The organism is Actinoplanes siamensis (genome assembly GCF_016862395.1).
GTDB lineage: Bacteria > Actinomycetota > Actinomycetes > Mycobacteriales > Micromonosporaceae > Actinoplanes > Actinoplanes siamensis.
In genome coordinates, this window is record NZ_BOMW01000037.1 from 125,870 (window position 1) to 134,417 (window position 8,548).

Genomic DNA, 8,548 nt, shown 5'->3' on the forward strand with positions numbered 1-8,548 from the left:
GATCTTTCATGAACACCGGAGTGATCTCGTCGCAGTCGCGTGCGGCAGCCCTGCGAGCCATGTCGGACGAGGAGTTGGACGTGCTGGTCGTCGGCGCCGGCGTGGTCGGCGCCGGGGCGGCCCTGGACGCGGCCACCCGCGGGCTGTCGGTCGGCCTGCTGGAGGCCCGCGACTTCGCCAGCGGCACCTCCAGCAGGTCCAGCAAGCTGATCCACGGCGGCCTGCGCTACCTGGAGATGCTCGATTTCGCGCTGGTCCGGGAGGCGCTCAAGGAGCGTGGCCTGCTGATCCAGCGGCTCGCCCCGCACCTGGTGCGCCCGGTGCCGTTCCTCTACCCGCTGCAACACCGCGCGTGGGAGCGGCTCTACGTCGGCGTCGGCGTCGCGCTCTACGACACGCTCGCGCTCTCCGGCAGCATCGGCGCCGGCCTGCCGACGCACCGGCACCTGAGCCGGACCGAGGCGCTGAAGGCGTTCCCGTCGCTGCGGCCGGAATCGCTGGTCGGCGCGATCCGCTACTACGACGCGCAGGTCGACGACGCGCGGCACACCATGTTCCTGGTCCGCACGGCGGCCGCGCACGGCGCGCACGTGGCGTCGCGCACCGAGGTGACCGGCTTCCTGCGGGACGGCCGCCGGGTCGCCGGCGTGCGGGCCCGGGACGCCGAGACCGGTGCGGAACTGACCGTCCGGGCGCGCACCGTGATCAACGCGACAGGCGTGTGGACCGGGAACAGCCAGGCGCTGCTCGACGGCGAGCGGGCCCAGTTCCGGATCACCGCGAGCAAGGGCATCCACCTCGTGGTGCCGCGCGAGAAGATCGCCGGGCACACCGGGATGATCCTGCGCACCGCGAAGAGCGTGCTCTTCGTGATCCCGTGGGACCGGCACTGGATCATCGGGACCACGGACACCGCGTGGGACCTGGACAAGGCCCACCCGGCGGCGTCCCGCGCCGACGTGGACTACCTGCTCGACGAGCTGAACAAGTCCCTGGCCACACCGTTGACCAGGGACGACGTGCAAGGGGTGTACGCCGGTCTGCGCCCGCTGCTGTCGGCCGAGGCGGACAGCACCGCCAAGCTGTCCCGCGAGCACGCGGTGGGCACGCCGGCGCCCGGGATGGTGGTGGTGGCCGGCGGGAAGTACACGACGTACCGGGTGATGGCCCGGGACGCGGTGGACGCGGCGGCCGCGCAGCTGCACGCCCGGGTGCCTGCGTCGTGCACCGAGCAGGTGCCGCTGCTCGGCGCGGACGGGTACCGGGCCGCGTGGAACCGGCGGGCGCTGCTGGCCCGCTCGGCCGGGCTCGGCGTGGCCCGGGTGGAGCACCTGCTGCGCCGCTACGGGACGCTCATCGACGAGGTGCTCGCGCTGGTGGCGGACGATCCGGCGCTGGGCGAGCCGCTCGACGGGGCGCCGGACCATCTCCAGGCGGAAGCCGTGTACGCGGTGACGCACGAGGGGGCGCGGCACCTGGAGGACGTGCTGACCCGCCGTACCCGCATCTCGATCGAGACCGCGGACCGCGGCGTGGCCGCGGCCCGGACCACCGCACGGCTGATCGCCGGGCCTCTCGGCTGGGACGCGGCCGAGACCGAGAAGGAGATCTCCCGGTACGAGGCCCGCGTGGTAGCCGAGCTGGCCGCCCAGGAACAGCCGGACGACGCGAGCGCCGACGCCACCCGCCGCGGCGCGCCGGAGATCGCGCCGCTGGCCGCGTGACGCTTCGCGGTGATCGGCCCGGGTAAAGTCGGGCCGGTCACCGCGGGAGGTCCGATGACAGTCAGCAGCAACGAGAGCGCGGCCCGGCTGGCCGTGCTGGTGGACGCGGACAACGCCCAGCCGGCGATCGTCGAGGGGCTGCTCGCCGAGGTCGCGAAGTACGGGACGGCGCACGTCAAGCGGGCCTACGGCGACTGGACCGCGACGAACCTGCGCGGGTGGAAGGAGCACCTGCTGGCGTACAGCATCCAGCCGATCCAGCAGTTCGCGTACACCACCGGCAAGAACGCCACAGACGCGGCGATGGTGATCGACGCGATGGATCTGCTGTACTCCGGGCGGCTCGACGGCTTCTGCATCGTCTCCAGCGACAGCGACTTCACCCGGCTGGCCGCGCGGATCCGGGAGTCCGGCCTGATCGTGTACGGCTTCGGCGAGCGCAAGACGCCGAAACCGTTCGTGGCGGCGTGCGACAAGTTCATCTACACCGAGAACCTGATCGCCCCGCACAGCCCCGCGGAACCGGCCGACGCCCCCGCGGCGACCCGCTCCCCGGTGGCCGGCGTCCGCCTGAAATCGGACAGCGCCCTGGTGAACAAGCTCCGCAACGCCGTCGAGGCGGCCTCCGACGACGACGGCTGGGCGCCACTCGCCGCGGTCGGCCACATCCTGATCAAGCAGAGCCCCGACTTCGACGCCCGGAACTGGGGTTACACCAAGCTGAGCGACCTGCTGACGGCCACCGGGCTGTTCGAGTCCGAGCGCCGGTCCACCGTCATCTTCGTCCGCGACCGGCGGCGGCGCTCCTGACTCACTCCAGGTCCAGCTGCAGGTGGCCGGGCAGCTGGTAGCCGTGGGCGTCCAGGTGGCAGGCCGAGCGGACCCGGGTGGTCCGGCCGGTCGGCAGGGTGACCAGCGAACCCGGCGGCACGTCGAGATCCGGCGGGCAGAAGACCACGGTGCGGCTGCGGCTCACCACGCACGGCCCGATAGTGGTCGGCTCGGCGTAGCGGTTCCCGCGCCGGACCGCGACCCGTACCGTGGTGGGCGCCGGGGTGTGCAGCAGCGCGAACTCCAACCAGGTCATCCCGTGATCCCTTCCGCCATCCGGCAGGCGGCGTGCCGGCCGGTCAGGCGCCACTCGTGATGGCCGGGCCGCTCGCGCGGCATGCCGCCGGGCGCGCCCGCGGCTCCGGTGATCAGCAGAACGGCCATGCCGGTTCTACTGCCCCGGTGCCGCGCTCTTCTAACCGACGAGCATCCGAACCGACGCGCGTAGCCCGACTGACCGCCGAGCCTCCCGAGGATGGCGGAAGTTCCGGATGCCATCGACGCGACGCTTCCTTGTTGCAACTAATATGCAACAAGCCGCCGGGCGGCCACATGCCAAGGGAGAAGTCGGATGCCTGCTCACCATCAGGACGGCGAGGGCCGTACCGGCAGTGCGACATCACGCGCTCACGTGCCGGGTCTCATAACCGCTTGGGTCCACGGCTGGGCTGTCTCACGCGGCGTCCCCAGACCAGTGGTTGTGGCCGGGGGTTGGCGCATCGATGTGGGAACCGCTGGTCATCGCATCCGCTACGTGCTGCGGACACCTGACGACGGGACACTGGCCGACCTGGGCCGCCGGGAGGTCGTGCCGGGGACGTGGATCAAAGTCGCGGCGGACCCGACCGATCTGAAAAGGGCCCTCCCTGACGGTTGGACGATGGCCGACACCGGATACCTGATGACCGCTTCGTTCACGGGAGTCGGTGGCGCGCCGTCAGTGCCATACACCTCGCGAGTCTCCACCGACGGCGACGTCGCCGTCGCCGTCTGCACCGACCCCACGGGCGAAATCGCAGCTTCCGGTCGACTGGCAGCCGCTGGCAACGTTGGGGTCATCGACCAGGTGGAGACCTCACCCGCGCACCGTCGCCGCGGCTTGGGCAGCGCGATAATGCGCAGTCTCGGCCACCATGCACGCGAGATGGGCATGCGAACCGGGGTGCTCGTCGCCACGGACGACGGCCGCGAACTGTATCGCACTCTCGGCTGGACGGTGCGCAGTCCCATCGCAGCGGCATACGTGCCGGAGTCTTGAGAGGATCGCGCCGGAGCCGCCATCCGCTCTTGCCGTCCGGGTCCTTGCTGCCCCGCACCGCGAAGCCGCCGTCGGGCAAGTTCAGCCGCCGGCGAAGCCGACCGCCACGGTTGTCGGGTAGGCCCGGATCAGCTTCTCGTTCACGAATTCCCGGATTCCGAGGTCGGACAGTTCACGGCCGTATCCGGAGCGTTTGATCCCGCCGAAGGGAAGTTCGGGACGGCTGGAAGTGGGATGGTTGATCCACACCATGCCGACGTCGAGCCGCTCGGCGAGCCGGCCGGCCCGGTCGAGGTCCCGGCAGAAGATCGACGCACCCAGGCCGTAGGGGTTGTCGTTGGCCAATCCGACCGCCTCGTCCTCGTTGGCCACCCGGTACACCACGGCTACCGGGCCGAACAGTTCCTCGTAGTAAGCGCGCATGCCGGGCCGTACGTCGGTGAGCACGGTGGCCTGGACGAACGCGCCCGGTCGGTCGAGGCGCCTGCCGCCCGAGACGAGCCGGGCGCCCTGCGCCACGGTGTCCCGGACCTGGCTGACGAGGGTCTCGGCAGCTTGCTCCGAGGAGAGCGGCGAGAGCGTCGTGGCCGGGTCCATCGGGTCTCCGGGGACGAGCGCGGCGAATCGCTGTCGCACCCCCTCGACGAACCGGTCGAAGAACTCGGTCAGGAGGATGAACCGCTTCGGGCTCACGCAGCTTTGGCCCATGTTCGACAGCCGGGCGGTGACCGCGGCGTCAATGGTGCGGTCGAGGTCTTCGGCGTCGAGCACGATGAACGGATCGCTCCCGCCCAGTTCGAGCACGGTTTTGACGATGTTGCGCCCGGCCCGCTCGGCCACGCTGGCGCCGGCGCGGTCGCTGCCCGTGAGCGAGACGCCGCGCACCAACGGGTTTTCGATGATCCGCCCGACCTTGCCGCCCGGGACGAAGATGTTGACGTATCCGTCGGGCGGCACGCCCGCGTCGCGGAACAGCCGTTCCAGCGCGAGCGCCGACTGGGGGCAGTTGCTGGCGTGTTTGAGCAGGATGGTGTTGCCGGCCACCAGGTTCGGCGCGGCGAACCGGGCCACCTGATAGCACGGGTAGTTCCACGGCATGATCCCGAGGAGCGTGCCGAGCGGCCGACTGGCCACCACCACCCGCCCCTCCTCCGCGGGCAGCGGCCGGTCGGCCAGGAAGCCGGGGCCCCGCTCGCCGTAGTACCGCATGATGTCGGCGGCGAGCCGCACTTCGTCCCGGCTCTCCGTGATGCGTTTGCCCATCTCCAGCGTCACGAGTTGGGCGAACTCGTCGAGGCGTTGCAGCATCAGCTCACCCGCCCGCCCCACGATCGCGGCGCGATCGGCGGGCGTCGTCTGGCGCCAGCCGAGGAACGCCGCATGCGCCGCCCCGACAGCGAAGTCGACCGCCTCGTCGGACATCGCCGCGAACTCGCCCAGCACCTGGTTGTTGTAGGGGTTGACGCTGGCGACCGAGGATCGGGTTGTGGTCATCACGCGGCTCCGTCCCACTGCGAACCGTCGGCCCGCCCAGGTTGGGCGAACCGTTGACCGGTTGGCCGGAGCGAACCATTTACACCATTGATCCGACCACGCATGGCCCGTCCCGGTCTATTGGCAGTACTACCGACCCGGGCGGGGCCCACCGTCCGGGCCTGTTGCCGGGCCAACGACGTCGAGCTGGTGTTCCTGCCGGCCTACAGCTCGTGGCTGATCCGGATCGAAGGCGAGTTCGCCGCCCTGCGCTACTTCGCCCTCAACGGCACCGACCACCGCACCCACGCCGAGCAAGATGCGGCGATCGGCGATTACATCCGCTGGCACAACCAGCGTGCCCGCCCAAAAACCGGATACGCGACCAAGTCCAAGATCCGCCAGCCTGCGCGACGTGCTCCAACAACGCGATCACGCCGCCGCGCTGTTGAGGAAGTCCCGAGGCTGCTCGACTGCACACCGACGCTACGCCGCGACGCGCTTCGCGGCGCGGGCCGGCGCCGGCCACATCGCCACCACGGCCACCGTCGCGACCGCGAGCACGCCGGCCAGCCCCCGGTAGCCGACGGCCACGCCGGCCAGGAAGTCGTCCTCCGAGCGCAACGCGTGGTGCGAGGTGAGCACCGTGCCGATCACCGCCACGCCGAGCGCCGCCCCGACCTCCCGCGCCGCCGAGTTCAGCCCCGAACCCAGCCCGGCGCTGCCGGCCGGCAACCCGGCGAGGATCCCACCGGTCAGCGCCGGGGCGCACAGCCCCATCCCGACCGCCACGAGCAGCAGGTACACGGCGTAGACCGGGTACGGCGTGCCGCCGTCCACGGTGGAGAGCAGCGCGAGGCCGACGACGATCACGGACAGTCCGGCCGCGATGATCGGCCGCGCGCCGTACCGCTGGGCCAGCGGCACCGCCCGCCGCGACACCACTCCCATCCCGATCGCCAGTGGACCGATCGCCACACCGGTGAGCAGGGTCGAGTACCCCTTGACGTCCTGCAGGAACTGCGCGTTCACGTAGAACAGCCCGAACAACGCGAAGAACGTGGCAGCGACGCCGAGCGCTCCCGCCCGTACCGTCGAAATCTTGAAAATCCGCGGATCGAGCAGGGGCTTGCGGGACCGCAGCGCGTGCCCGGCGAAGGCCGCGAGGACGAGCAGCCCGGTGGCGAAGGACGCCAGCACCACGGTGTCGGCCCAGCCCTTCTCCGGGCCCTCGATGATGCCGTAGAGCAGCGCGAACAGCCCGCCCACGAGCAGCGCCGTGCCGGTCGGGTCGGTCGAGGCGTCATGCCGCGGCGCGCGCGGGACGTACGCCGCGACCCCGGCCACCAGCAGCCCGGCCACCGGGACGAAGGTGAGGAACAGGGCGGGCCAGTCGAAGTACTGCAGCACCGCGCCGGCCACCAGGTTGCCGACCATCCCGCCGAAGCCCATGCAGGCCGTCCACAGGCCGATCGCGTGCGGGCGCCGTTCCGGCCGGGTCGTGTGCAACAGCAGCGCGAGCGTGGCCGGCTGGGCGAGCGCCGCCGCGACACCGCCGAGAGCCCGGCCGGCCTCGAGGACCGCGACGTTGGGGGCCAGCGCGCTGATCAGGTTCGCCGCGCCGAACACGGCCAGCCCGGCGAGGAGCACACCCTTGCGCCCGAGCCGGTCGCCGAGCGCGCCGGCCGGGATGAGCAGCCCGGCGAAGGCCAGCACGTACGCGTCGACGATCCAGACCAGGTCGCTCGCGTCCGCGTGCAGGTCGCTCGCGGCGAGCTCGGGGATGGCCAGGTTGATGCCGGCGACCAGCGACTGCAAGGTCAGCACGGTCAGGCACATCAGGGCCAGGGTTGAGTTCTCACGTCTCATGGAAACCGACGCTAGGATCGGTCATATCTAACGTCAAATGCATGCTTTGCATAGGAAGGTTGCGTCAGACGCATATGAATCTGGACCTGAACCTCCTCACCGCGCTCGACGCGCTGCTGGAGGAGGGCAGCGTCGGCGGCGCCGCCCGTCGCCTGCACCTGTCCGAGCCTGCCGCGAGCCGTGCGCTGGGCCGGATCCGCGCGGCGATCGGCGACCCGATCCTGGTCCGCTCCGGCCGCCAGATGGTCCTCACCCCACGCGCCCAGGAGCTGCGCACCGAGGTGCACGCGCTGGTCGAACGTGCCCGCGCGGTCTTCACGCGGCCCGGCCCGCCCGACCCGGCGGCGCTCCAGCGAGTGTTCACCGTGCTCGCCGACGACGTGGCCATCGCGCTCGGCCCCGAGCTGCTGGCTCGGGTGCGCGCCGAGGCGCCCGGGGTGAGCCTGCGCTTCCTCGGCCAGGACGCCACGTCCGAGGGCGTGGCGCAGCTGCGCGACGGTCAGGCCGATCTGGACATCGGAGTCATCGAGGACGCCCCACCGGAGATCGTCGTCGAGCCCCTGTTCACCGACCGGATGGCCGCGATCGTGCGGGCCGACCACCCGTTGACGAGCGGTGAGCTGACGCCCGAGCGCTACGCGGCCGCGACCCACGTGAGCGCCTCCCGCCGTGGCAAGCTGACCGGCCCGATCGACGACCGCCTGGCCGAGCTGGATCTGACCCGGCAGGTCGCGATGGCCGTTCCGACGTTCGGCGCCGCCCTGATCGTCGTCGCCCGCACCGACCTGGTCGGCCTGATGCCCGCCCGTCTGGGGCACCGTGCGGTCCAGGCGCTGGGACTGGTCGCCCTGAAGCCCCCGCTCGATCTCCCGCCCAAGGAGATCGCCATGGCCTGGCACCAGCGTTACGACGCCGACGGCGCCCACGCCTGGCTCCGCGCCCAGATCCGATCCACCGTCGCCACCCTGACAACCGACTGAGCAAGCAGCGTGCCTCCGGGTCGCCAGCCGGCACTGACAGATGTCAGCCGCCGCCCTTGGGCAGCCGCGTGGTGGGAGCGGCGCCGCTGATATTGCTGTAATGTCGTGCGCCAGGCTTGCCCAACGCGCGCGATGCCGGGTAAGCGCGCGTCACTGAACCCAAGCGCGTCACTGAACCCAAGGATGGCGGCACCGTTCGAGTCGGGCCAGGCTCCCGGACAACACCCTCACCGCGAACGCTCCGTGCCGCCACCACGCGATACGCGGCAGAGATGCACTGACCCCTATTCGCGCAGCGCGGATCGCGGCCGATGAGTGCGTCGTTCGTACCGGCCGCCGCGAGCCTCAGAGGGCTCGCGACGACACCAGTTCCAGGACGTCCATTCCCACTGGACGGCGCACGGACACTGATC

Annotated in this window: 8 protein-coding genes; 4 read left to right on the forward strand and 4 right to left on the reverse strand. The window is 71.3% G+C overall.

The window, feature by feature from the left end:
* Positions 1-8: 8 nt before the first annotated feature.
* Positions 9-1,724 (forward strand): glycerol-3-phosphate dehydrogenase/oxidase, encoded by a 1,716-nt coding sequence (locus tag Asi03nite_RS20900; RefSeq protein WP_203682105.1) that lies wholly within the window; start codon positions 9-11, stop codon positions 1,722-1,724.
* A 54-nt stretch (positions 1,725-1,778) separates the two neighbouring features.
* On the forward strand, positions 1,779-2,534 hold the full coding sequence (locus tag Asi03nite_RS20905) for an NYN domain-containing protein (protein WP_203682106.1): 756 nt from the start codon (positions 1,779-1,781) through the stop codon (positions 2,532-2,534).
* A gap of 1 nt (position 2,535) precedes the next feature.
* On the opposite strand, the gene Asi03nite_RS20910 is transcribed toward Asi03nite_RS20905, so the two are convergent.
* Both Asi03nite_RS20910 and Asi03nite_RS38565 read right to left on the reverse strand, forming a co-directional pair.
* On the reverse strand, positions 2,536-2,811 hold the full coding sequence (locus tag Asi03nite_RS20910; RefSeq protein WP_203682107.1) for a hypothetical protein: 276 nt from the start codon (positions 2,809-2,811) through the stop codon (positions 2,536-2,538).
* Entirely contained in the window at positions 2,808-2,939 is a 132-nt protein-coding gene (locus Asi03nite_RS38565; RefSeq protein WP_275409485.1) for a hypothetical protein, read from the reverse strand. The genes Asi03nite_RS20910 and Asi03nite_RS38565 overlap by 4 nt, the downstream gene beginning before the upstream one ends.
* Positions 2,940-3,309: 370 nt before the next feature.
* On the opposite strand from Asi03nite_RS38565, the gene Asi03nite_RS20915 reads away from it, so the two are divergent.
* Positions 3,310-3,813 (forward strand): GNAT family N-acetyltransferase, encoded by a 504-nt coding sequence (locus Asi03nite_RS20915; RefSeq protein WP_203682108.1) that lies wholly within the window; start codon positions 3,310-3,312, stop codon positions 3,811-3,813.
* An 81-nt stretch (positions 3,814-3,894) separates the two neighbouring features.
* Here the strand turns inward: Asi03nite_RS20915 and Asi03nite_RS20920 are convergent, their stop codons facing one another.
* Complete coding sequence (locus Asi03nite_RS20920; protein WP_203682109.1) at positions 3,895-5,307, reverse strand: NAD-dependent succinate-semialdehyde dehydrogenase; 1,413 nt, start codon at positions 5,305-5,307, stop codon at positions 3,895-3,897.
* A 465-nt stretch (positions 5,308-5,772) separates the two neighbouring features.
* Positions 5,773-7,155 carry an MFS transporter gene (locus tag Asi03nite_RS20925; protein WP_203682110.1) on the reverse strand — a complete coding sequence of 461 codons (1,383 nt, stop codon included), beginning with the start codon at positions 7,153-7,155 and terminating at the stop codon, positions 5,773-5,775.
* 74 nt (positions 7,156-7,229) lie between these two features.
* Between Asi03nite_RS20925 and Asi03nite_RS20930 the strand changes: the two genes are divergently transcribed.
* Positions 7,230-8,135: a LysR family transcriptional regulator gene (locus tag Asi03nite_RS20930; RefSeq protein ID WP_203682111.1), complete on the forward strand. Its 906-nt coding sequence runs from the start codon at positions 7,230-7,232 to the stop codon at positions 8,133-8,135.
* The last annotated feature ends 413 nt before the right edge of the window (positions 8,136-8,548 follow it).

What these genes read in the sequence shown, in the direction of transcription:
- Asi03nite_RS20900 (WP_203682105.1), top strand. Translation starts at nt 9, where the DNA reads ATGAACACCGGAGTGATCTCGTCGCAGTCGCGTGCGGCAGCCCTGCGA.
- Asi03nite_RS20905 (WP_203682106.1), top strand. Translation starts at nt 1,779, where the DNA reads ATGACAGTCAGCAGCAACGAGAGCGCGGCCCGGCTGGCCGTGCTGGTG.
- Asi03nite_RS20910 (WP_203682107.1), bottom strand. Translation starts at nt 2,811, where the DNA reads ATGACCTGGTTGGAGTTCGCGCTGCTGCACACCCCGGCGCCCACCACG.
- Asi03nite_RS38565 (WP_275409485.1), bottom strand. Translation starts at nt 2,939, where the DNA reads ATGGCCGTTCTGCTGATCACCGGAGCCGCGGGCGCGCCCGGCGGCATG.
- Asi03nite_RS20920 (WP_203682109.1), bottom strand. Translation starts at nt 5,307, where the DNA reads ATGACCACAACCCGATCCTCGGTCGCCAGCGTCAACCCCTACAACAAC.
- Asi03nite_RS20925 (WP_203682110.1), bottom strand. Translation starts at nt 7,155, where the DNA reads ATGAGACGTGAGAACTCAACCCTGGCCCTGATGTGCCTGACCGTGCTG.
- Asi03nite_RS20930 (WP_203682111.1), top strand. Translation starts at nt 7,230, where the DNA reads ATGAATCTGGACCTGAACCTCCTCACCGCGCTCGACGCGCTGCTGGAG.